This is a genomic window from Flavobacterium franklandianum (assembly GCF_007097365.1).
Classification (GTDB): Bacteria; Bacteroidota; Bacteroidia; order Flavobacteriales; family Flavobacteriaceae; genus Flavobacterium; species Flavobacterium franklandianum.
In genome coordinates this window covers 200157-220838 of sequence record NZ_VJZR01000003.1, presented here as the reverse complement: position 1 = coordinate 220838, position 20682 = coordinate 200157, and the positions used below count along the sequence as shown (strand labels likewise).

Below are 20682 nucleotides of genomic sequence, written 5' to 3'. Positions count from 1 at the left end.
TAATATCTTCAACAAAACTCTAATTGCTAATCAATTCAACTCTTTCTGATTTTCTTAAAAGCTTTTACCTGCAAATTTATTTTCCTAAATTGTTCGGCAATTTCTAAAAACAACTTACTTTTGAATTTTATTATTAACTTTTGAATTTTATTATTATGACTAAAGAACTAATCATAAATTCTATTTCTTCTCTTAAAAGTCATTTCTCCATCAATTATGGTATTAAAACAATGACCGAGGCTTTTACCGAGAAACTATTTTATACACTATTTGATGCCAATGCGCCTTTAAACCAAAGTATAGACGAACTTGAAATGCTTTTTAAGAAAATTTCAAAGATATCCTCTAAAAAACCAGATGCTTTATGCGATGCTATTTGGGAAAAATTTCTTGAAAAACTGCCCTCAGTTTTAGATAATTTAAACCAGGACGCTGCATACATTTTAGAAAATGACCCCGCTTCTAACAGTATTGATGAAGTTTATTTAGCCTATCCTGGATTTCATGCTATCGCTATTTATAGATTGAGTCACGAATTATACTTGCTGGACATGTTGCTTTTTTCAAGATTGATGAGCGAATATGCACATCGCATCACAGGAACCGATATTCACGCAGGAGCCGAAATTGCCTCCCCATTTTTCATCGATCACGCCACCGGAATTGTCATTGGAGAAACTACGGTAATTGAAAAATATGTAAAATTATACCAAGGTGTAACTTTGGGTGCATTGAGTGTTAGCAAAGACATGAAAAGCACCAAAAGACATCCTACCGTTGAAAAAAATGTATGCATATATGCAAATGCTACTATTTTGGGAGGTGAAACCGTAATTGGAAAAAACAGTATTATTGGAGGAAATACTTGGATTACAAAATCGATTCCAGAAAAATCTGTTGTGACCAATGCAACCATCACCGAAGTAAAAATAAAAGAGTTAAAATAGAATGAACACACAAGATATATTAAAACTTATAGGAAACACACCTTTAGTCGAAGCTCGAAATCTAGTTAAAAATAAGAACATAAAACTGTTTTTAAAAATGGAAGGAAACAATCCTGGCGGCAGTGTAAAAGACCGTCCTGCCTACAATATGATTGTATCTGCATTAGAAAGAGGGGAGATAAAAAAAGGGGATAAACTCATTGAAGCTACAAGCGGAAACACAGGTATTGCTCTGGCAATGATTGCCCAATTATTGAATATAGAAATTGAACTTATTCTTCCTGAAGATTCTACCAAAGAACGCACTCAAACGATGCGAGCTTATGGTGCAACCGTGATTTTGACTCCTGCCAAAGAGGGAATTATAGGCTCCAGAGATTATGCCGATAAAAAAGTAGCCGAAGGTGGTTATGTAATGCTCAACCAGTTTGCCAATGAAGACAATTGGAAAGCCCATTACAAAACTACTGGACCCGAAATTTGGAGAGATACTCACGGAACCGTTACTCATTTTGTTTCGGCAATGGGAACTACAGGAACTATAATCGGGACTTCTACTTATTTAAAAGAAAAAAATCCTAACATCCAAATCGTTGGTGCACAACCAAGCGATGGTTCGCAAATTCCTGGAATCCGAAAATGGCCAAAGGAATATTTACCAAAAATATTTGATGCTTCAAAAGTAGATACCATCATAGAAGTTTCCGAAAAAGAAGCTCGCGCAATGACTAAAAGATTAGCACTCGAAGAAGGTGTTTTTGCTGGAATGAGCAGCGGAGGTTCTGTTTCTGTAGCTTTGAAGCTTGCCGAACAAATGGAATCTGGAGTAATTGTTGCCATTATTTGTGACAGAGGCGATCGCTATTTATCCTCGGATTTATTTGATTAACCGTGATAATTTTAAACATAAAAAAGGCTCGATTAGAAACAATCGAGCCTTTTTTAGTATTTCAGAATCTAAATTTAAACCAAACTGGCTTCTGTAGAAATTTCAGTATTGAATAATTTTGATATTGGACAATTTGCCTCGGCTTTAGTGACCAATTCTTGGAAAGTTTCATTCGGAATTCCTTTTATTTTGGCACTCACTGTAAGATGAGAACTTACAATTTTTCCTTCTAGCAAATTAATATCGCATTTGGTTTCGATACTTTCTATATCAAAACCACCTTCGGTGATGTAGGCCGAAAGCTGCATAGTAAAACATCCCGAATGTGCCGCAGCAACAAGTTCTTCTGGATTAGTACCAATTCCTTCCTCAAAACGAGATTTGAAGGAATATTGTGTATTTTGTAATGTTCCACTTTGTGTGGTCAAGTGGCCAGCTCCTTCTTTAAGCGAGCCGTTCCAAACTGCAGTTGCATGTCGTTTCATATTGTTGCTATTTATATTGACTCAAATTTAAGGCTTTAAAGACTAAGATTCTCTGTCCTTTTGTTTTTTAACTAAACTTTAGGTATTGCTGTAGAAAATTTTTTTAATTCTAAAATCAATTTAATTTGATAGGTTTTACAGTGCGAAAACATTATTTTTGTTAGCTTCGTTTAAGTAATTACAAAAAAACGAGAAAGTTCGTTTATTAAACATGGGAAGTAAAATACAAATGCAAGACTGGCCTTATCTAAAAAAATACCAAAAGGAAAATTCTAAACTTCCCGCCCTAAAGTCTGGACAAAAAAGAATCGTTTTTATGGGAGATTCCATAACCGAGTTTTGGTCTGCACTTTGTCCTGAATTTTTCGCTGGAAAACCGTATATAAATCGAGGCATTAGCGGACAAACTTCACCACAAATGCTGATTCGTTTTCGAGCTGACGTAATTGCTTTGAAACCGACGATTGTTGTCTTGTTGGCTGGAGCCAATGATATTGCCGGAAACACCGGGCCTTCAACTTTAGAAATGATAACTGATAATATTTTTTCGATGGCGGAATTGGCCAAAGCCCACCAAATCAAAGTAATTTTATGCTCGGTCTTGCCTGCTTATGATTTCCATTGGAAACCGGGTTCGTTTCCTGCCGAAAAAATTGTGACGCTCAATACAATGATAAAAAAGTATTCTGATGCCAATGAAATCCTATATTTGGATTATTATTCAGCATTGGTAGATGAACGAAAAGGTTTGAAAGCTGCTTATGCCGATGACGGAGTGCATCCGAATAAAGCAGGATATGAAGTGATGAATTCTTTGGCAGAAAAAGCAATTGAAAAAGTACTATCAAAAAAATAAACTTTCCATATAAAAACAATAAAAATGAACTACAGAAAATTAGGCAAAACGAATTTCAACATCTCAGAAATAGCATTGGGAACTTGGCAAGTGGGCGGAAAATGGGGTTCCCCATTCAATGATAAAACCGCAGACGAATTGATTAACACCGCTATTGACAACGGCGTAAATTTCATTGACACCGCCGATGTTTACGAAAATGGATTGAGCGAAACCGCCGTTGGAAGAGTCGTTCGCTCTCGTTCCGAACGTATTTATGTTGGTACAAAATGTGGGCGATTTATAAATCCACATTCGAATGAAGGCTACCAACCCAAAGTATTACAAAAATTTGTGGAAGATAGTTTGAAAAGAACTGGACTCGAAACTTTAGATTTAATCCAATTGCATTGCCCGCCAAACGAGGTCTATTATCGTCCCGAAATCTTCGAATTGTTTGACCGTTTGAAAGAACAAGGAAAAATTCAAAACTTGGGCGTCAGCGTCGAAAAAGTGGAAGAAGGACTCAAAGCTATTGAATATCCAAATGTGACCACGGTGCAAATTATTTTCAACCTTTTCCGTCAACGACCATCCGAATTGTTTTTCAAGGAAGCACAGAAAAAGGATATTGGTATCATTGCGAGAGTTCCTTTGGCCAGCGGACTTCTTACTGGATTATTCGATGCTAAAACTACTTTTGGAGCGCAAGACCATAGACATTTCAACCGAAACGGAGCCGCTTTCGACAAAGGAGAAACATTCTCTGGAATTGATTATGAATTGGGTTTGAAAGCCGTTGAAGCCTTGAAAGCTTTGTTTCCAGGAGTTCCTAATTTGGCGCCAATTGCCTTGCAATGGATTTTGAGTTTCAACGAAATCAGCTGTATTATTCCAGGAGCTTCAAAAGCTAGTCACGTAGAATCGAATTTATCGGTTTTTGATTTACCAAAATTGACACCTGAAAAAATTGCAGCAATGAATGCTATTTATGAAAAATACATCAAACCAGAAGTGCATCAATTGTGGTAATAAATGTTTAAAATATTTAGCCACAGATTCACAGATTTTTACAATAATTTAAAATCTGTGCCCCGAGCGTTAGCAAATTGGCGAAGCAATCTGTGGCTTTTTTAAAAACAAAAAATGTTCAATAAATCCAATTTCAAAGAATGGTTTGATCGGTATAAATATGCTGAATTATCAGCAACATCAGCCGTATTAGCCAGTTCTCAATTCAGCCGAATCTTTGATGGATTGACTACGGCTTATTTAATCACTTTTGCCGAATACGTTGCGTTTTATGGGGTTATTTTATTTATGGCGTACCAAAAATTGGTCAAAGCCAATCGTTTATTGGATAAAAAAACGTCTCTTAAAGAAATCCTTTTCCTAATTCGAAATTTACTCTTAGAATTTGGTTATCCCGCCCTACTTGATCTTTTCTTCATTCGCCCTTTTTGTATGTATTGGATGCCGATTTTGACTGGAAATTATTTTATGGGAATCATTCTCGGGAAAATTGCTGCCGATACTGTTTTCTATGGCCTAGCCATTGTCAATTATGAATTGATTAAACGGAAACGGTAATCGCAAAGACTCATTTCCTTAATTAATTTTGGAGAAATAACAAGTTTTCAAAAATATTTCCCAATTTGAATTTATAAAACCATTCAAAGACTTATTTTTGCGCTATGGCAAAGAAAAATACAGACAAGATCGTTTTTGATCATATAAAAGTCCTTGATGCAGGTGCAAAAGGCGTTTCGGTGGCAAAAGCCCCAGATGGAAAAGTAATTTTTATTCCCAATGTTGTTCCGGGCGACGTGGTTGATGTACAAACTTTCAAAAAGCGCAAGGCCTATTATGAAGGAAAAGCCGTGAAATTTCACGAATTTTCTGAACATAGAATCGAACCTATTTGCGAACATTTTGGAGTTTGTGGCGGTTGCAAATGGCAGAATATGAACTACAGCCAGCAATTGTATTACAAACAAAACGAGGTTTTCAACCACCTACAACGAATTGGAAAAGTAGCACTTCCTGAATTTGAACCGATTCTAGGTTCCGAAAAACAATTTTTCTATAGAAACAAAATGGAATTTTCGTTTTCGAACAGCCGTTGGTTAACAGAACAAGAAATTGGCAGTACCGAGGATTTAGGAAATAGAAACGCACTTGGCTTCCATATTCCGAAAATGTGGGACAAGATTCTAGACATCAACAAATGTCATTTACAGGAAGATCCATCAAATGCAATTCGTAATGAAGTTCGGGATTTCGCCAATGCAAATAACCTAACTTTTTTCAATCCAAGAAATCACGAAGGTTTGCTTAGAACCTTGATGATGCGTACTGCTTCGACTGGAGAAATTATGGTTTTACTTCAGTTTTTCGAAAATGACAAAGCCAATAGAGAATTGCTTTTAGACCATATTTACGAGAAATTCCCGCAGATTACTTCGCTGCAATATGTGGTTAACAGTAAAGCAAACGATACTTTATACGATCAAAATATAAAGTTATATAAAGGAAGAGATTACATTTTGGAAGAAATGGAAGGTTTGAAATTTAGTATTAATGCGAAATCTTTTTACCAAACCAATTCCGACCAAGCATTCGAATTGTATAAAATTACCCGAGATTTTGCTGGACTTACTGGTAACGAAATTGTGTATGATTTGTACACAGGAACTGGGACGATTGCACAATTTGTTTCTAAAAATGCAAAAAAAGTGATTGGTGTAGAAAGCGTCCCCGAAGCGATTATTGATGCCAAAGCAAACGCTGAACGCAACGAAATTACGAATTGCGAGTTCTATGTAGGAGACATGAAAGTGGTTTTTAACGAAACTTTTATTGCGCAACACGGTAAGCCTGATGTGATTATCACGGATCCTCCACGAGACGGAATGCACAAAGATGTGATTGAACAAATTATGAAAATTGAACCTTCAAAAATTGTTTATGTTAGTTGCAACTCGGCGACACAAGCAAGAGATTTAGCTTTGATGGACGAAAAATACAAAGTAACTCGCGTTCGACCAGTAGATATGTTTCCGCAAACGCATCACGTAGAAAATGTTGTACTTTTGGAGAGGAGATAATTCAGATTTCAGGTGGCAGGTTGCAGGTTGCAGGGAAAGTGAGCAGTTATTTGATTTAATTTTTGCCATTGAAATTGTTATTGTCATTGTTATTGCCATTGTTATTGCCATTGATATTTAAAGATTTATGAAAAAAATAATTGCTCTTTTAATAATTATCCTATTCACTTCTTCCAGCTGTGAGAAAGATGACATTTGCGATGCCAATACCCCCACAACACCTCGTTTGGTAATTGATTTTTATAATATTTCGAATGCATCTGTTTTGAAAAATGTAACAAATCTAAAAGTCATTGGAGACGGAATGACCGAAGGCATTGTTTTTAACTCTGGTGCTTCAGGTGATGCGCAATATTTAACCAACGGAAGCAGCATTTCAATCCCATTAAAAACGGACTCCAATTCAACTAAATATACTTTTATTCTGAACTCAGGCAATCCAAATCCTACATTGATAGACATTGATGAAGTCACGTTCAATTACACAAAAGAAGATGTTTTTGTATCAAGAGCTTGCGGTTTCAAAACCCTTTTTACTTTTGTGCCAAACAATCCTTATATTCAAACCGCAGTACCAATAACCAAAGGTAAATGGATGCAAGTCATTTCAGTCGAAAAAAGTAATATAGCAAACGAAAATGAAACACACATTAAAGTATTTTTTTAGTTTTTGTCTTCTGATAGTACAGGTTTTGGCACAGGCTCAAGAAACTACTGAAACCAAAACTACTTCAGAAAAAAAAGAATCTGTAAGCAAAATTCCAGAGGCTCCAAAAGTAGTAACTGCAAAAATCGATACAATTGTTCCCGTAAAAAAAGACACTATTGTACCAGTAAAAAAAGATCGATATGGTGTTCGAGTGGGTGTCGATTTGTATAAATTGACCCGTGGTTTATATGATTCTAATTATAAAGGAATCGAATTGGTAGGCGATTACCGCCTGACCAAAAATTATTACGCAGCCGCCGAACTAGGAAGTGAAAACAAAACAACCGAAGACGACCGATTGAATACCACCACTAAAGGAACCTATCTAAAAGTAGGTTTTGATTATAATTTTTATGAAAACTGGTTGGATATGGAGAACATAATTTCCATAGGATTAAGAGGTGGTTTTAGTACCTTTAACCAAGAATTGAACAGTTTCAAAATATACGACGCCAATCCTTATTGGGGAGAATTGCCTTGGCAAACTTCTGGAAAATCATACAACGGATTAACCGCAGGTTGGGCAGAGGTCGTTACTGGAGTAAAAGTAAAAGTTTACAATAACATATTCGTGGGTTTCAGTCTTCGAATGAATATGCTTCTTTTTGACAAAAAACCAAGCGACAATTTTGAAAACCTTTATATTCCGGGCTTCAACAGAACGTATGCAGGGAATTTCGGAGCTGGATTTAATTATACTGTTACTTATTTTATTCCTTTATATAAGAAAACAATTAAGCCAAAGAAAAGTGTTAAAAAATAATATTTCCACTACCCGATTTCCTTGACTCCTTTTATAAACAACCAAGACATAAACAATTTTTCTCCTTCTTTCGTTTTGGCTGCTTGAAATTTTGGTGATAAAATGGTGCCAATTACAAAAGCGGTCATTGGTATCCAAAAGCCTTCTAAATTGGTGTAACTTCCAATCAAAAATCGGAATAAAATAAATAATATTCCAAAACCGCCTAATTGGTATAGAAAAGCACGTACTTGTAATTTTGTCATTATTTTAATGTATTAAATTCCTAAAAACTGATTACTGAACACTATCGTCTGAAACCTGAAATTTAGTTCTCTTGCTTCCTTCATACATTTCGTATTTCACCAATCTCGCTTCGATACTGGCGTTGAAAAGTTTGATTTTTCGGGAAGGTTTTAGTCCAACATATTTCAATGCTTCAAGATTTCCTGTTATAAACCAAGCATTTGTTCCTGGATAATTTTTCTTCAAAGTGTCACCAATATTCTTGTAGAATTCTTCCATATGAATATCCAATCGTTCGTCATAAGGCGGATTGAAAACCATATGCAATTTTCCTTCCGATGTTTTTTCGGTGTCGAAAAAGTTCCGTTCTTCGATTGAAATATATTCGTCCAGATTGGCGTTTTTGATATTGTCTTTGGCTTTCAAAACTGCCGATGGTGCTTTGTCATACCCTTTTATAGTATAATGAAACTCTCTGATTTTCTTCATCAAAGAATCCATAATCGATTCAAATAAATCATTGTCCCAATCATTCCATTTTTCGAAAGCAAATTCTTTACGGTTGATATTTGCTGGAATATTACATGCAATCATAGCCGCTTCGGCCAAGAATGTTCCAGATCCACACATGGGATCCAAGAAATCGCCTTGTCCGTCCCAACCCGAAAGTAATAGGATTCCTGCTGCCAATACTTCGTTGATTGGAGCAATATTTGTAGCGGTTCTATAGCCACGTTGGTGCAACGAATTCCCAGAAGTATCTAATGCTACCGAAACTTGGTCTTTATCGATGTGGATATTAATGCGCAAATCGGGATGAATTTTCTCGATGCTTGGACGTTGCCCTGTTCGCTCCCGAAATTGGTCCACGATGGCATCCTTACATTTTTGAGAAACAAATTCCGAATGATTAAAATACTCCGAATGTACGGTCGCATCAATCACAAAAGTCTGATTGGCATTAATAAATTTCGACCAGTTCACACCCGAAATCCCTTTATATAAAGAATTTTCATCTCTTGCTTTGAAGAAATAAATGGGTTTCAGGATTTTCAAAGCGGTTCTCAAAGACAAATTGGCTTTGTACATAAAGCCCTTATCTCCTTTGAAACTCACCATTCTCACACCTGGCTCCACATCTTGTGCGCCCAGCATTTTCAATTCGTTTGCCAATATTTCTTCAAAACCAAAAAAGGTTTTGGCAATCATTCTAAAATTATTTTCCATTGTAAAATCAAGTATTCGGTGCAAAAATACACTAAATTTGCTGACTAGAATTAATAGAAAAAGAATAAATGCCGAATTCGCTAAAACCCAAAACTCACAATTGGTTCGCCTCTTGGTTTGACACCCCGTATTATCACATCTTATATAAAGAAAGAAATTATAGAGAAGCCCAGATTTTTATGGATAATTTGACACACTATCTCAATCTTCCAGAGAAGGCTAAAGTGCTGGATTTGGCTTGTGGCAAAGGGCGTCATTCCATCTATTTGAACCAATTGGGTTACGAAGTCGTGGGTGCCGATTTGTCTGAAAACAGTATTACCGAAGCCAATAAAAACCAAAATAAAACCTTGAAATTTCAGGTTCACGATATGCGTGAGACTTTCGAAGATAAATTTGATGCTATTTTCAATTTGTTCACTAGTTTTGGTTATTTCGAAAATGACCAGGACAATTTGACCACTTTGAAGGCAATGAAAGAAAGTTTGACCGAACATGGTTTTGCCGTAATCGATTTTATGAATGTAAATCAAGTCATTGGTAATTTAGTTCCAGAAGAAGTAAAAACAGTCGATGGAATTGAATTTCATATCAAGCGATATTTAAGTGAAGGCCATATTTGTAAAGAAATTGACTTTGAAGATCAAGGCGAAAAATTCCATTTTACCGAAAAAGTAAAAGCATTGACGCTTAATGATTTTGAAGAAATGATGGAAGAAGCTGGGATTTATTTGTTGGATATTTTTGGAGATTATAAACTGAAAAAATTCCACAAAACCGATAGCGAACGATTAATAATGATATTTAAATAGGGTTTGAAGAGAGTTTAAAGGTTTAAAATTGTTTAAGGGTTCAAAACAACTTTAAACTTGTAAACAACATTAAACTTTTAAACGATTTAAACTTTTAAACGATTCAACAAAATAATGAATTACATTTTACCCTTATTTTCAGTCCTATTAGGTTATGGTATTGCCTTATTTTTGAAACCAAAAAGCAAGACCAATCTTAAATTATTGCTAGCTTTTAGCGGTTCGTTTTTATTGTCGCTAACCGTGATGCACTTGTTGCCGGACGTTTACGAAAGCCAAAATACCAACATTGGCCTTTTTATAATGATGGGTATTTTATTCCAAATCATTTTAGAATTTTTCTCTAAAGGTGCCGAACATGGTCACGTTCACGGTCACGAAAAAATGAATCAAATGCCTTGGTTGTTGTTTATCAGCCTTTGTATTCATGCTTTTCTAGAAGGATTTCCCGTGAGTCATCATCATAATTTAGCGCTCGGAATTGCTATTCATCATTTACCGATTGCTATCATTTTGACGATGTTTTTCATCAATGCCCAACTCAACAAAAAAGCCATTTTCGCCTTTATGATTACTTTTGCGATAATGACACCGTTGGGAACTATCTTGTCGGACTATTTGCCCGTATTGAACAACTATTATAGCGAAATTACCGCTGTCGTTATTGGGATATTATTCCATATTTCGTCCACCATTATTTTCGAAAGTAGTGAAGGACATAAATTTAATGTTGCCAAAGTTTCTATGATAATATTTGGGGTGGTATTGGCGTATTTTATATAGATTAATTCACTAAATTTGTAAAAACAATCAAATGGACGCAACTGTTTTAGAAAGAATTACCACAAAACCAGACGTTTGCAATGGCAAACCAACAGTCAGAGGAATGAGAATTACTGTGGAAACTATTTTGCAGTATTTATCAGCAGGAGATTCTGTGGAATCTATTTTAGAAGCTTATCCATTTCTCGAAAAAGAGGATATTCAAGCTTGTATTGCTTTTGCACTAAAAAACTTGTCTTCTCATAAAAATGACATTCAATTAGCCAGTTAACTATGAATTTTTCATTTTTAGTCGATGTCAATTTGCCAAAATATTTCAGTTTTTTTAATGATCAAAATTTTGTTTTTGTATCCGACATTAATTTACAAATGAGTGATACTGAAATATGGAATTATGCCTTGAAAAACGAATTGGTCATACTTACAAAAGACACTGATTTCTATAACCGTTTTTTGGTTGCGGAAAATGCTCCCAAAATAATTTATTTCCAATTAGGTAATTGCACTTTAAAACAATTACATCTCTACTTCAATGACAATTGGGATAAAATCCAATCGGAAATAAAAAATTCAAAACTTATTATTGCAAAAGAAAATCATATTGAATGTATCTGTTAATTAGCACTATAAAAAAAACTTTTTCTGTTTTAAACATTTTTTCAATAGTTACCATTTTAGTAACTACTTTTTTTTATATCGGAAGTAAAGAACAATCTGAAGGAATTATCCAAAATTCTTTATGTACATTCATTTTAGGTAAATTAATACTTAATTTTTTTATAATTCTATTTTACATATCAGTAAATTTCCTTTTTAATAAATTTCTGTTTTTAGACAAGGATTCAAAAAACATATTTTTAAATTCTTTGATGATTTTAAATATTTTTTCCTTAATTTTCATTAGCATTTTTATTTATAATTTTATAAAATGACCTTCACCAAAACCACCGAACAATCCTCGAAATACGAACATTTAGAAAAAATGACGGTTTCAGAATTATTATCCAATATCAATCAAGAAGACAAAACCGTGCCTCTTGCTGTAGAAAAAGCCTTGCCACAAATCGAAGTTTTGGTTGCTGAAATTGTTGCCAAAATGAAACTTGGTGGACGCCTGTTCTATATTGGAGCAGGAACTTCTGGGCGTTTGGGCGTTGTAGATGCTTCGGAATGTCCTCCAACCTTTGGTGTTCCTTTTGACTTAGTCAACGGAATAATTGCTGGTGGTGACAAAGCCATTCGCCGTGCCGTAGAAAATGCTGAAGATGATGCAAACCAAGCTTGGATTGACTTGCAAGAACAAAATATCAATACAAATGATGTCGTGATTGGAATCGCTGCTTCGGGAACAACACCTTATGTAATTGGTGGTTTGAAAGCCTGCAACGAAAAAAACATCCTCACGGGAAGCATTTCTTGCAACGCAGGAAGTCCGCTTTCGCAAACAGCAAAATTCCCTATTGATGTGGTAGTAGGTCCCGAATTTGTAACGGGAAGTTCGAGAATGAAAGCTGGGACTGCTCAAAAATTAGTACTCAATATGATTTCGACCGCGACGATGATTCAACTGGGGAAAGTCAAAGGAAACAAGATGGTCGATATGCAATTGAGCAACAGTAAACTTGTGGATCGCGGCGTAAAAATGATTATGGGAGAAATTCCTGTTTCCTATGAAAAAGCTGCCGAATTACTTACCAAATATGGAAGCGTTCGTAAAGCTGTTGATAATTATAGTGGTCAGTAATCAGTAGTAAGTGTTCAGTTCCCGGAATTCCTAAAAACCTTAAAAATAAATGTCAACTAACAAAGAACTTTTATCCAAATCTATAAAATATTTAGCTTGGGCTTTGCCTTTGTTATTTATCGGCCCATCCCTAATTTACAATGCGTTTATCAACAAGCAAAATGTATGGCATTATTTGGTTTTAGGAATCGGAATTACGGTTTGTATTGGTGCAGTTTATTTGATGTTTTTGGGTTTAAAAACAATGATGCGAAGTTTATTTAACGACTAATGGAAAACCTCATACACACACATAAAACATTCGAAAAAGTTTCTTTTATCGACAAAAAAGTCAACAATCGGGAGTTTGAAGATTGCGTTTTCAAAAACTGTGATTTCTCGAACAGTAACTTTTGCAACAACACTTTTATGGATTGCGAATTCATTGATTGCAATCTGTCAATGACACAATTGGATGGAACTAGCTTGAAAACAGTACATTTCAAAACCTGCAAATTGCTGGGAATTCAGTTTAATTCTTGTGCCGATTTTATGTTTGGCGTGAGTTTTCAGGATTGCCTTTTGGATTATTCGTCTTTTGCCAACAAGAAAATGCCGAAAACCAAGTTCAATTCCTGTTCGATGAAAGAAGTTACTTTTATTGGAACGAATCTCACGAATTCGACTTTCGAGAATTGCAATTTGGATAACGCCATTTTTAATGACACACAATTAGCTGGAGCCGATTTTAGAACAGCTTACAATTATAAAATTGATCCTGAATCGAACCCGATGCGGAAAGCCAAATTTTCGACCCAAGGAATTGTTGGACTTTTGGACAAATATGATATTAAAATCGAGTAAATCCTCACCACCAGCCCCTCTCCAAAGGAGAGTGGAGCTGAAACAAAAAAACGAAATGAAAAAAATAATCTTCCTCCTCCCGCTAGTGCTACTAATGTCGTGTTATGATGTGGAACGCAATTGCAAGGATTTCAAAACTGGGAAATTCAAATTTGAATATGAAGTTGATGGTGTCAAAAAAACTACGGTTTTTGAACGCAAAGACAGCATCGAAATTGAAACTTTTGAAGGCAGAACCGATACTTCAAGCATTCGATGGATAAACGATTGTGAATATATTTTGCAAAAAATACATCCAAAGAATATGGAGGAAAAAAAGGCAATTAACATGAAAATTTTGACCACCTCGAAAAAATCCTATACTTTTGAATTCGGAATTGTGGGAAGCGACCAAAAACAACGTGGAACCGTTGAGAAGATTTCAGATGGCAGGTAGCAGATGGCACCAACTTGCAGTTTGAACAACGTTAAACAATAAACCAAAAACTCACAACTTATAACCTATAATAAAAAAACATGGAAGTATTTTTAAATCCAGATGCTTGGATTGCCTTATTAACATTGACTTTTCTGGAAATTATTCTCGGAATAGACAACATTATTTTCATATCGATTGTCACCGGAAAATTGCCCCCAGAAAAAAGAAAAAGCGCTACAAAAATTGGGATGTTTTTGGCCATGTTTATGAGGATTGCACTATTATTTGGTATCAGTATTTTAATCCAGATGAAAAAGCCTTGGTTTTATATTGATTTTAGTTGGTTTTCGGCTGGAGTTACTGGACAAAGTCTTATCCTATTATTAGGTGGATTATTTCTGATTTATAAAAGTACGACAGAAATTCACGAAAAAGTGGAAGAAAAAGGGGAAGAAGAAAAACAAATTAGTAAAGCAGCTTCTAAATCCTTTCAAGGTGTACTTTTACAAATTATCATGATTGATTTGGTATTTTCATTCGATAGTATCCTAACGGCGGTTGGGATGACAAATGGAGTCGAAGGGGCGCTTTATATTATGGTTACTGCGGTAGTTATTTCGGTTTTAATTATGATGCAATTTGCGGTTCCGGTTGGGACTTTTGTCAACAATCACCCTTCCATTCAAATTTTAGGATTATCTTTTTTAATTCTTATAGGATTTATGTTAATCACCGAAAGTGCTCATTTATCTAATGCTTTAATCTTTGGCGAACACGTTACACCCGTACAAAAAGGGTATTTGTATTTTGCCATTTCGTTTTCACTATTTGTAGAGTTCTTGAATATGAAAGTCGATAAGAAAAAGAAATAAAAATAATTGAATCAAAGCTCCTTTTCGGGGCTTTTTTTTTCAAATACAAATAATTTAGTGTTGTAAATTAGCATCATGAAAAATACAATCTCACAAAGAGTCGCCGACTTTTTAAAAAACTTCCCTCCTTTTAGTTTTTTAAAACAAATGGACTTGGAAATTATTTCAGAACAAATAACAATCATTTACAAAGAAAAAGACAGTGTTGTTTTTGCCTTAAATGAAGAAACTCACGAATGTTTTTATGTGGTTCACAAAGGAGCTGTGGCACTCAGAGCAGACCAACATAGCGATATCATGGATATGTGCGATGAAGGCGATATTTTTGGATTGCGACCACTAATAGCCAATGAAAACTACAAAATGGAAGCTCGAGCCTATGAAGAAACCATACTTTATGCTATTCCTATCAATGTTTTTAGACCTTATGCTCTTGAAAAAAAAGCAGTTGGTAATTTTTTGATAGAAAGTTTTGCCTCCAATACATTAAACCCGTTTTCTAAAAGTCATAGAGGAAAATTATACGGAGAAGAAATTGAAGCTGACACAAAATTATTGGACTTGCAAGAAGTAAAATATTCAAAAAAAATAATAAGCTGCTCTAGTTCAACAACAGCAAAAGAGGCTGCCGAAATTATGCTCAACAAAAATGTGGGAGCTATTCTTGTTGTCGAAAATTCGCTTCCCATTGGTATTATTACCGACAAAGATTTAAGAAACAAAATCGTAACAGGAGCATTCCCAATCACAACTCTAGCATCTGAAATAATGACTGCGCCGGTGATTACTTATCCTACGAAAATGACAATCACTCAGGCCCAAATGGCCATGATGAAAAGTGACATCAGTCATTTATGCATTACTGTTGATGGAACAATAAATTCGAAAGCCGTTGGAATGTTATCCAAGCATGATGTTATGGTATCTATTGGCAACAATCCTGCAGTTTTGTTAAGAGCCATAAAAAGAGCTAAGAAATTCAAGAAAATCAAGCTCATTCGTGCTGGTATTTTGCATTTATTACAAGGTTATTTGGATCAAAATATCCCGATGACACTTACTTCTAAAATAATTTCTGAATTAAATGATGCCTGTACGAAACAAGTAATTGGAATCGTGCTAAAAAAAATGGATTCGCAACCACCAGTTAAATTTTCGTGGCTGGCATTGGGAAGTCAAGGAAGAAGCGAACAATTATTACAAACTGACCAAGACAATGCTTTAATTTATGAAGACGTTGCTGAAGAATTAGAAGAAGCAACCAAAAAATATTTTTTAGAATTAGCAACTCGAATCAATAAAGGACTTTTTGATATTGGTTATGAATATTGCCCTGCCGAGATGATGGCTTCTAATCCCGATTGGTGTTTGAGTCTTAGCGAATGCAAAAATAAAGTACACCATTGGATAACCAATACCGGAAAAAATGAAGTACTCTTATCATTCATATTTTTTGATTACAGTTTGGCATATGGAGACAGTGATTTAGTTAATAATTTATCGGATTTTATCTTTGAAGATGTAAAAGCCAATCCAACATTTTATATACATTTAGTTAGCGGTGCCTTACAAAGTCAATCTCCGACAGGTTTTTTTAGAGAATTTTTATTAGAACAAGATGGTGCTCATAAAGACTTTTTTAATATAAAAAACCGAGCATTAATGCCTCTCGCAGATGCAGCAAGAGTCTTGATTCTCTCCCATTCGGTAAAATCTATTAGCAATACCGCAGAACGTTTTGAAAAATTGGCAGAATTAGAACCTGCCAACAGCGAGTTGTATTTGGCTTGTGCATATTCATACAAGGCCTTATTAAAATTCAGAACCAAACAAGGTCTTTTACACAATGACTCTGGGCAATACATTTCCTTGGATACCTTGTCAAAAGCCGAAAAAATAAAGCTGAAAAGTACGTTTAAAACCATTAAAGAATTGCAAGAAATCATCCGAATTCGATTTAATGCTTCAAACATTTTATAATGAACTTCTTAACTAAAATAAATACTTTCCTATTAGAACTCTTAGGTAAGTCTGATACGTCATTAGACGATGGAATACAAGGAAATATAGATTCGACACGTTTTGTAGTTTTGGATACTGAAACTACTGGTTTTGATTATGAAAATGACCGAATATTATGTATTGGAGCTATAGTATTGCAAAATTATAGGATTCCAATTCAAGAAAGTTTGGAGGTTTACATTCAGCAAGAACATTACAATAAAGCAACTGCTCAAATACACGGAATTTTAAGAGAGTCTGTATTGAATCGTCCAAACGAATTAGAGGGTTTGCAACAATTTATTGATTTTTTAGGCGATTCGATTATAGTGGCTCATCATACCTTTTTTGACATCTCTATGATCAATAAAGCTTTAGAGAGAAATGGTTTACCAAAATTAAAAAACAAAACCCTCGATACTGCAAATCTTTACAAGAAAACATTACTTTATTCTCCACTACTTGTGCGTAAGGAGAGTTATACTTTAGATGAACTTGCTGATAAATTTGACATTTCCAAAAAAGACCGACATACGGCTATGGGAGATGCCTATATTACTGCCATTGCCTTTTTGAAAATCTTGAATAAATTGAAAGAAAAAAAAGGGTTTAGTTTACAGCAATTATTTAAATATTGATTCAAATAATTTTACCCAAGTTCGATTATTAACTATTTGATATTTTAAAATTAACTCTATTAATACCAATTACTTACAAAAATATTTCAAAACCATTGTGAGAAAACAAATTTCCAACATTCAACTCCCAACCCTATTTTATTCTTACTACAAAAACTTATTATAAAAGCTAATTAAAAGGGATTATTATTGTTTGTAAAGCAATAATTAACAAATAAATAGGCTCTAAGTAAAAAAAAAGCTAGTTAAACAATTGGAATTAAAAAAATAAAACTTAATTTTGTGTAATCGATTACATAAATTATTTTTATTATGATAAATTATAGCTCTAGGTATGCTTCAAGTCCACAAGCGGTAAAGCACTATGACACCAAACAATTAAGAGATGAGTTTTTAATTGACAACCTAATGAAAGAAGGCGAAATTACCTTTACTTATTCTCATTACGACCGTTACATTGCAGGTTCGGCAGTACCAACAACTACTCCACTTCAACTAGAAACCATTGATATTTTGAAAATGCCTAATTTTTTAGACAGAAGAGAAATGGGAGTCATTAATGTAGGTGGAAATGGTGTTGTTATTGTAGAAGGAGTAGCATTTGAATTAGGGTTTAAAGACGCTTTATATATTGGTAAAGGAAATTCAGACGTTGTTTTCAAAAGCGATGATGTCAAAAATCCAGCTAAATTCTATATCAATTCAGCTCCGGCTCATACGAACCATCCAACCAAAAAAGTAAGTCTTGCCGAAGCCAATAAATTAGAATTGGGTACAATGGAAACCGCCAATCACCGCACGGTAAATCAGATGATTATTGGCGGAATCGTTACCACCTGTCAACTACAAATGGGAATGACCGAATTAAGACCCGGAAGTGTATGGAACACGATGCCGGCACACGTTCACGACCGTAGAATGGAAGTTTATTTTTATTTGGACATTCCAGAAAACCAAGCCGTTTGCCATTTTATGGGAGAACCACAAGAAACAAGACACCTATGGATAAACAATCACCAAGCGGTTATTTCGCCACCTTGGTCTATTCATTCTGGAGCTGGAACTTCAAACTATACTTTTATTTGGGGAATGGCTGGAGAAAATTTAGACTATGGAGATATGGATGTTTGCAAAATAACAGAATTAAGATAATTAAAAAATAAAAAAAATGTCAATAAACTTATTCGATTTAACTGGAAAAACAGCTTTGATTACAGGTGGAGTTCACGGTTTAGGAATGGCTATGGCCAAAGGATTGGGTCACGCTGGAGCAAAAATTGTTGTAAACGATCGTTCTTCTCGAGAAGCTGTAGACAAGGCTGTAGCCGAATACAAATCGGTTGGAATTGAAGCTTATGGATACCTATTCGACGTAACTGATGAGAAAGCAGTAATTGCGAGTATTAAACAAATTGAAGCCGAAGTTGGCCCTATCGACATCTTAATTAACAATGCAGGAATCATCAAAAGAACTCCTATTATCGAAATGGAAGTCGAAGATTTTACTGCGGTAATCACAGTAGATTTAATAAGTCCTTTTATAGTTTCTAAAAACGTTGCCAAAGGAATGATTCAACGTGGTGGTGGAAAAATAATCAACATTTGTTCGATGATGAGTGAGCTAGGAAGAGATTCTGTAAGTGCTTATGCTGCAGCCAAAGGTGGACTAAAAATGCTAACTAAAAATATGGCTACCGAATGGGCTAAGTATAACATTCAAACCAACGGAATTGGTCCTGGTTATTTTGCTACTAGCCAAACGGCTCCAATTCGAGTTGACGGACATCCGTTTAATGAGTTCATCATAAGCAGGACGCCAGCAGCTCGTTGGGGTGAACCTGAAGATTTACAAGGTGCAGCCATCTTTTTGTCCTCCAGAGCAAGTGATTTTGTAAACGGTCATATTCTTTATGTAGATGGTGGAATTCTAGCTACTATTGGAAAACCATCTAACGAATAATAATATTTAAGAGATTTATAATGAGCACAACATTTATACACGATAATTTTTTATTAGAAAACAAATTCGCTGAAGAATTGTATCATAACTATTCTAAAAATCAGCCTATTATTGACTACCACAACCACTTATCTCCACAACTCATTGCCGAAGATACCATTTTTGACAACATTACCAAAGTGTGGATAAACGGAGATCACTACAAGTGGCGTGCGATGCGAACTTTGGGAATTAACGAACAATTTATCACCGGAAATGCTTCGGATAAAGATAAATTCTTGAATTGGGCAAAAACGGTTCCGTATACAATGCGGAATCCATTGTACCATTGGACACATTTAGAACTGGCGCGCTATTTTGACATTACCGAATTGCTAAACGAAAAATCCGCTGAAAAAATTTACGAAGAAGCTTCCTCTAAAATAAATTCTCAAGAGTATAGCACTAGAAACTTACTTCGAAAAGTAAATGCTGAATTTGTGTGTACAACCGAAGATCCGATTGACACATTGGAACACCACCAAAAATTGGCAAAAAACCCCTTCGAAACAAAGGTTAGTACTGCTTTTAGACCTGATAAAGCCATCCTGATTTCTAATGATGGTTACAATGATTACATAAATATATTAGGTGAAAAAGCGGGTTTGACCATCGATACTTATTCAGATTTATGCTCGGCTTTGAGAAACAGAATTGATTATTTTGATAAAAAAGGCTGTAAACTTTGTGATCACGGATTAGACCAAGTGTATTTCGAAAACTTCACCGAAAACGAAATCAATACCATCTTCAAAAAGAAAAGAGAAAACGGAACTTTAAGCAATGAAGAAGCATTGAAATTCCAAAGTGCCATTTTGTTGTTTTTATTCGAAACCTATCACGAATTTGGATGGGTTCAGCAACTTCACTTGGGTGCATTGAGAAATAATAATGCCCGTATGCATAGAATTTTAGGACCAGATACAGGTTGGGATTCTATTAGCGATTATCCACAAGCACAGAAATTATCTGCTTTTTTAAACGCATTAGACAGTAAAGATAAATTGGCGAAAACAATTATTTACAATCTAAATCCAGCCGATAATGAGGTTATGGCAACTATGATTGGAAATTTCAACGATGGAAGCGTAAAAGGAAAAGTACAGTTTGGTTCTGGTTGGTGGTTTTTAGATCAAAAAGATGGAATGACCAAACAATTGAATGCCCTTTCTAATATGGGATTGATTAGCTGTTTCATCGGAATGTTGACTGATTCAAGAAGTTTCTTGTCGTTCCCAAGGCACGAATATTTCAGACGTATTCTTTGTAATCTATTGGGAGACGAAATCAAAAGAGGCGAATTGCCAAATGATATGGAATGGATAGGCAAAATGGTTTCGGATATTAGTTATAATAATGCAAAGGAATATTTCAATATATAAAAA

The 20682-nt window shown here is 34.9% G+C and carries 25 protein-coding genes; 22 read left to right on the top strand and 3 right to left on the bottom strand.

The features are described from left to right. The first annotated feature begins 155 nt into the window (after positions 1 to 155). Together epsC and cysM are read left to right on the top strand one after the other, a co-directional pair. Positions 156 to 947, top strand: coding sequence for a serine O-acetyltransferase EpsC (gene epsC / locus FNW17_RS05750; protein WP_144071114.1), 792 nt, complete (start codon positions 156 to 158; stop codon positions 945 to 947). 1 nt (position 948) lies between these two features. Then, a complete protein-coding gene (gene cysM, locus FNW17_RS05745) occupies positions 949 to 1836 on the top strand; it encodes a cysteine synthase CysM (protein WP_143389900.1) in 888 nt (295 codons plus the stop codon). Positions 1837 to 1910: 74 nt separating this feature from the next. Here the strand turns inward: cysM and FNW17_RS05740 are convergent, their stop codons facing one another. Then, the gene (locus FNW17_RS05740) at positions 1911 to 2321 is read right to left on the bottom strand and encodes an OsmC family protein (protein ID WP_144071113.1); all 411 of its coding nucleotides are present in this window, start codon (positions 2319 to 2321) and stop codon (positions 1911 to 1913) included. 211 nt (positions 2322 to 2532) lie between these two features. On the opposite strand from FNW17_RS05740, the gene FNW17_RS05735 reads away from it, so the two are divergent. The 6 genes from FNW17_RS05735 (at position 2533) to FNW17_RS05710 (ending at position 7735) form a co-directional block, all read left to right on the top strand. Beyond that, positions 2533 to 3177 carry an SGNH/GDSL hydrolase family protein gene (locus tag FNW17_RS05735; protein ID WP_144071112.1) on the top strand — a complete coding sequence of 215 codons (645 nt, stop codon included), beginning with the start codon at positions 2533 to 2535 and terminating at the stop codon, positions 3175 to 3177. Positions 3178 to 3201: 24 nt separating this feature from the next. After that, a complete protein-coding gene (locus FNW17_RS05730) occupies positions 3202 to 4188 on the top strand; it encodes an aldo/keto reductase (RefSeq protein WP_144071111.1) in 987 nt (328 codons plus the stop codon). 114 nt (positions 4189 to 4302) lie between these two features. Then, positions 4303 to 4746: a hypothetical protein gene (locus FNW17_RS05725; protein WP_144071110.1), complete on the top strand. Its 444-nt coding sequence runs from the start codon at positions 4303 to 4305 to the stop codon at positions 4744 to 4746. 104 nt (positions 4747 to 4850) lie between these two features. Further along, positions 4851 to 6263, top strand: coding sequence for a 23S rRNA (uracil(1939)-C(5))-methyltransferase RlmD (rlmD, locus tag FNW17_RS05720; RefSeq protein WP_143389905.1), 1413 nt, complete (start codon positions 4851 to 4853; stop codon positions 6261 to 6263). A 127-nt stretch (positions 6264 to 6390) separates the two neighbouring features. Beyond that, on the top strand, positions 6391 to 6930 hold the full coding sequence (locus FNW17_RS05715) for a DUF6452 family protein (protein WP_143389906.1): 540 nt from the start codon (positions 6391 to 6393) through the stop codon (positions 6928 to 6930). After that, positions 6902 to 7735: a DUF6048 family protein gene (locus FNW17_RS05710; protein WP_143389907.1), complete on the top strand. Its 834-nt coding sequence runs from the start codon at positions 6902 to 6904 to the stop codon at positions 7733 to 7735. Before FNW17_RS05715 ends, FNW17_RS05710 begins: the two co-directional genes overlap by 29 nt. Positions 7736 to 7743: 8 nt before the next feature. On the opposite strand, the gene FNW17_RS05705 is transcribed toward FNW17_RS05710, so the two are convergent. Both FNW17_RS05705 and FNW17_RS05700 read right to left on the bottom strand, forming a co-directional pair. Then, the gene (locus tag FNW17_RS05705) at positions 7744 to 7980 is read right to left on the bottom strand and encodes a hypothetical protein (RefSeq protein ID WP_143389908.1); all 237 of its coding nucleotides are present in this window, start codon (positions 7978 to 7980) and stop codon (positions 7744 to 7746) included. A gap of 31 nt (positions 7981 to 8011) precedes the next feature. Beyond that, the gene (locus tag FNW17_RS05700; protein WP_144071109.1) at positions 8012 to 9187 is read right to left on the bottom strand and encodes a THUMP domain-containing class I SAM-dependent RNA methyltransferase; all 1176 of its coding nucleotides are present in this window, start codon (positions 9185 to 9187) and stop codon (positions 8012 to 8014) included. Between the two features lie 68 nt (positions 9188 to 9255). Here FNW17_RS05700 and FNW17_RS05695 point away from each other — a divergent pair, with 68 nt between their 5' ends. The 14 genes from FNW17_RS05695 to uxaC all read left to right on the top strand — a co-directional run bounded on the left by FNW17_RS05695 (position 9256) and on the right by uxaC (position 20679). Continuing rightward, positions 9256 to 9999 (top strand): class I SAM-dependent DNA methyltransferase, encoded by a 744-nt coding sequence (locus FNW17_RS05695; protein WP_143389910.1) that lies wholly within the window; start codon positions 9256 to 9258, stop codon positions 9997 to 9999. Positions 10000 to 10113: 114 nt separating this feature from the next. After that, entirely contained in the window at positions 10114 to 10782 is a 669-nt protein-coding gene (locus FNW17_RS05690) for a ZIP family metal transporter (protein WP_144071108.1), read from the top strand. 31 nt (positions 10783 to 10813) lie between these two features. After that, positions 10814 to 11053: a DUF433 domain-containing protein gene (locus tag FNW17_RS05685; RefSeq protein WP_144071107.1), complete on the top strand. Its 240-nt coding sequence runs from the start codon at positions 10814 to 10816 to the stop codon at positions 11051 to 11053. 2 nt (positions 11054 to 11055) lie between these two features. After that, positions 11056 to 11400: a DUF5615 family PIN-like protein gene (locus FNW17_RS05680; protein WP_144071106.1), complete on the top strand. Its 345-nt coding sequence runs from the start codon at positions 11056 to 11058 to the stop codon at positions 11398 to 11400. A 310-nt stretch (positions 11401 to 11710) separates the two neighbouring features. Next, positions 11711 to 12526: an N-acetylmuramic acid 6-phosphate etherase gene (gene murQ, locus FNW17_RS05675; protein WP_144071105.1), complete on the top strand. Its 816-nt coding sequence runs from the start codon at positions 11711 to 11713 to the stop codon at positions 12524 to 12526. A gap of 49 nt (positions 12527 to 12575) precedes the next feature. Next, the gene (locus FNW17_RS05670; protein ID WP_143389915.1) at positions 12576 to 12797 is read left to right on the top strand and encodes a DUF6095 family protein; all 222 of its coding nucleotides are present in this window, start codon (positions 12576 to 12578) and stop codon (positions 12795 to 12797) included. Further along, entirely contained in the window at positions 12797 to 13369 is a 573-nt protein-coding gene (locus FNW17_RS05665) for a pentapeptide repeat-containing protein (RefSeq protein ID WP_144071104.1), read from the top strand. Before FNW17_RS05670 ends, FNW17_RS05665 begins: the two co-directional genes overlap by 1 nt. Positions 13370 to 13424: 55 nt before the next feature. Next, positions 13425 to 13805 carry a DNA topoisomerase IV gene (locus tag FNW17_RS05660; RefSeq protein ID WP_143389917.1) on the top strand — a complete coding sequence of 127 codons (381 nt, stop codon included), beginning with the start codon at positions 13425 to 13427 and terminating at the stop codon, positions 13803 to 13805. An 80-nt stretch (positions 13806 to 13885) separates the two neighbouring features. After that, positions 13886 to 14659 (top strand): TerC family protein, encoded by a 774-nt coding sequence (locus FNW17_RS05655; RefSeq protein WP_143389918.1) that lies wholly within the window; start codon positions 13886 to 13888, stop codon positions 14657 to 14659. A 75-nt stretch (positions 14660 to 14734) separates the two neighbouring features. Further along, positions 14735 to 16639 (top strand): DUF294 nucleotidyltransferase-like domain-containing protein, encoded by a 1905-nt coding sequence (locus tag FNW17_RS05650; protein WP_144071103.1) that lies wholly within the window; start codon positions 14735 to 14737, stop codon positions 16637 to 16639. Then, positions 16639 to 17298 (top strand): 3'-5' exonuclease, encoded by a 660-nt coding sequence (locus FNW17_RS05645; RefSeq protein ID WP_144071102.1) that lies wholly within the window; start codon positions 16639 to 16641, stop codon positions 17296 to 17298. Before FNW17_RS05650 ends, FNW17_RS05645 begins: the two co-directional genes overlap by 1 nt. A gap of 312 nt (positions 17299 to 17610) precedes the next feature. Next, on the top strand, positions 17611 to 18450 hold the full coding sequence (gene kduI / locus FNW17_RS05640) for a 5-dehydro-4-deoxy-D-glucuronate isomerase (protein WP_144071101.1): 840 nt from the start codon (positions 17611 to 17613) through the stop codon (positions 18448 to 18450). Between the two features lie 16 nt (positions 18451 to 18466). After that, the gene (locus FNW17_RS05635; RefSeq protein ID WP_144071100.1) at positions 18467 to 19258 is read left to right on the top strand and encodes a gluconate 5-dehydrogenase; all 792 of its coding nucleotides are present in this window, start codon (positions 18467 to 18469) and stop codon (positions 19256 to 19258) included. Between the two features lie 20 nt (positions 19259 to 19278). Then, positions 19279 to 20679, top strand: a complete 1401-nt coding sequence (gene uxaC, locus FNW17_RS05630) for a glucuronate isomerase (protein ID WP_144071099.1) — start codon at positions 19279 to 19281, stop codon at positions 20677 to 20679. The last annotated feature ends 3 nt before the right edge of the window (positions 20680 to 20682 follow it).

What these genes read in the sequence shown, in the direction of transcription:
- epsC (WP_144071114.1), top strand. Translation starts at nt 156, where the DNA reads ATGACTAAAGAACTAATCATAAATTCTATTTCTTCTCTTAAAAGTCAT.
- cysM (WP_143389900.1), top strand. Translation starts at nt 949, where the DNA reads ATGAACACACAAGATATATTAAAACTTATAGGAAACACACCTTTAGTC.
- FNW17_RS05740 (WP_144071113.1), bottom strand. Translation starts at nt 2,321, where the DNA reads ATGAAACGACATGCAACTGCAGTTTGGAACGGCTCGCTTAAAGAAGGA.
- FNW17_RS05735 (WP_144071112.1), top strand. Translation starts at nt 2,533, where the DNA reads ATGGGAAGTAAAATACAAATGCAAGACTGGCCTTATCTAAAAAAATAC.
- FNW17_RS05730 (WP_144071111.1), top strand. Translation starts at nt 3,202, where the DNA reads ATGAACTACAGAAAATTAGGCAAAACGAATTTCAACATCTCAGAAATA.
- FNW17_RS05725 (WP_144071110.1), top strand. Translation starts at nt 4,303, where the DNA reads ATGTTCAATAAATCCAATTTCAAAGAATGGTTTGATCGGTATAAATAT.
- rlmD (WP_143389905.1), top strand. Translation starts at nt 4,851, where the DNA reads ATGGCAAAGAAAAATACAGACAAGATCGTTTTTGATCATATAAAAGTC.
- FNW17_RS05715 (WP_143389906.1), top strand. Translation starts at nt 6,391, where the DNA reads ATGAAAAAAATAATTGCTCTTTTAATAATTATCCTATTCACTTCTTCC.
- FNW17_RS05710 (WP_143389907.1), top strand. Translation starts at nt 6,902, where the DNA reads ATGAAACACACATTAAAGTATTTTTTTAGTTTTTGTCTTCTGATAGTA.
- FNW17_RS05705 (WP_143389908.1), bottom strand. Translation starts at nt 7,980, where the DNA reads ATGACAAAATTACAAGTACGTGCTTTTCTATACCAATTAGGCGGTTTT.
- FNW17_RS05700 (WP_144071109.1), bottom strand. Translation starts at nt 9,187, where the DNA reads ATGGAAAATAATTTTAGAATGATTGCCAAAACCTTTTTTGGTTTTGAA.
- FNW17_RS05695 (WP_143389910.1), top strand. Translation starts at nt 9,256, where the DNA reads ATGCCGAATTCGCTAAAACCCAAAACTCACAATTGGTTCGCCTCTTGG.
- FNW17_RS05690 (WP_144071108.1), top strand. Translation starts at nt 10,114, where the DNA reads ATGAATTACATTTTACCCTTATTTTCAGTCCTATTAGGTTATGGTATT.
- FNW17_RS05685 (WP_144071107.1), top strand. Translation starts at nt 10,814, where the DNA reads ATGGACGCAACTGTTTTAGAAAGAATTACCACAAAACCAGACGTTTGC.
- FNW17_RS05680 (WP_144071106.1), top strand. Translation starts at nt 11,056, where the DNA reads ATGAATTTTTCATTTTTAGTCGATGTCAATTTGCCAAAATATTTCAGT.
- murQ (WP_144071105.1), top strand. Translation starts at nt 11,711, where the DNA reads ATGACCTTCACCAAAACCACCGAACAATCCTCGAAATACGAACATTTA.
- FNW17_RS05670 (WP_143389915.1), top strand. Translation starts at nt 12,576, where the DNA reads ATGTCAACTAACAAAGAACTTTTATCCAAATCTATAAAATATTTAGCT.
- FNW17_RS05665 (WP_144071104.1), top strand. Translation starts at nt 12,797, where the DNA reads ATGGAAAACCTCATACACACACATAAAACATTCGAAAAAGTTTCTTTT.
- FNW17_RS05660 (WP_143389917.1), top strand. Translation starts at nt 13,425, where the DNA reads ATGAAAAAAATAATCTTCCTCCTCCCGCTAGTGCTACTAATGTCGTGT.
- FNW17_RS05655 (WP_143389918.1), top strand. Translation starts at nt 13,886, where the DNA reads ATGGAAGTATTTTTAAATCCAGATGCTTGGATTGCCTTATTAACATTG.
- FNW17_RS05650 (WP_144071103.1), top strand. Translation starts at nt 14,735, where the DNA reads ATGAAAAATACAATCTCACAAAGAGTCGCCGACTTTTTAAAAAACTTC.
- FNW17_RS05645 (WP_144071102.1), top strand. Translation starts at nt 16,639, where the DNA reads ATGAACTTCTTAACTAAAATAAATACTTTCCTATTAGAACTCTTAGGT.
- kduI (WP_144071101.1), top strand. Translation starts at nt 17,611, where the DNA reads ATGATAAATTATAGCTCTAGGTATGCTTCAAGTCCACAAGCGGTAAAG.
- FNW17_RS05635 (WP_144071100.1), top strand. Translation starts at nt 18,467, where the DNA reads ATGTCAATAAACTTATTCGATTTAACTGGAAAAACAGCTTTGATTACA.
- uxaC (WP_144071099.1), top strand. Translation starts at nt 19,279, where the DNA reads ATGAGCACAACATTTATACACGATAATTTTTTATTAGAAAACAAATTC.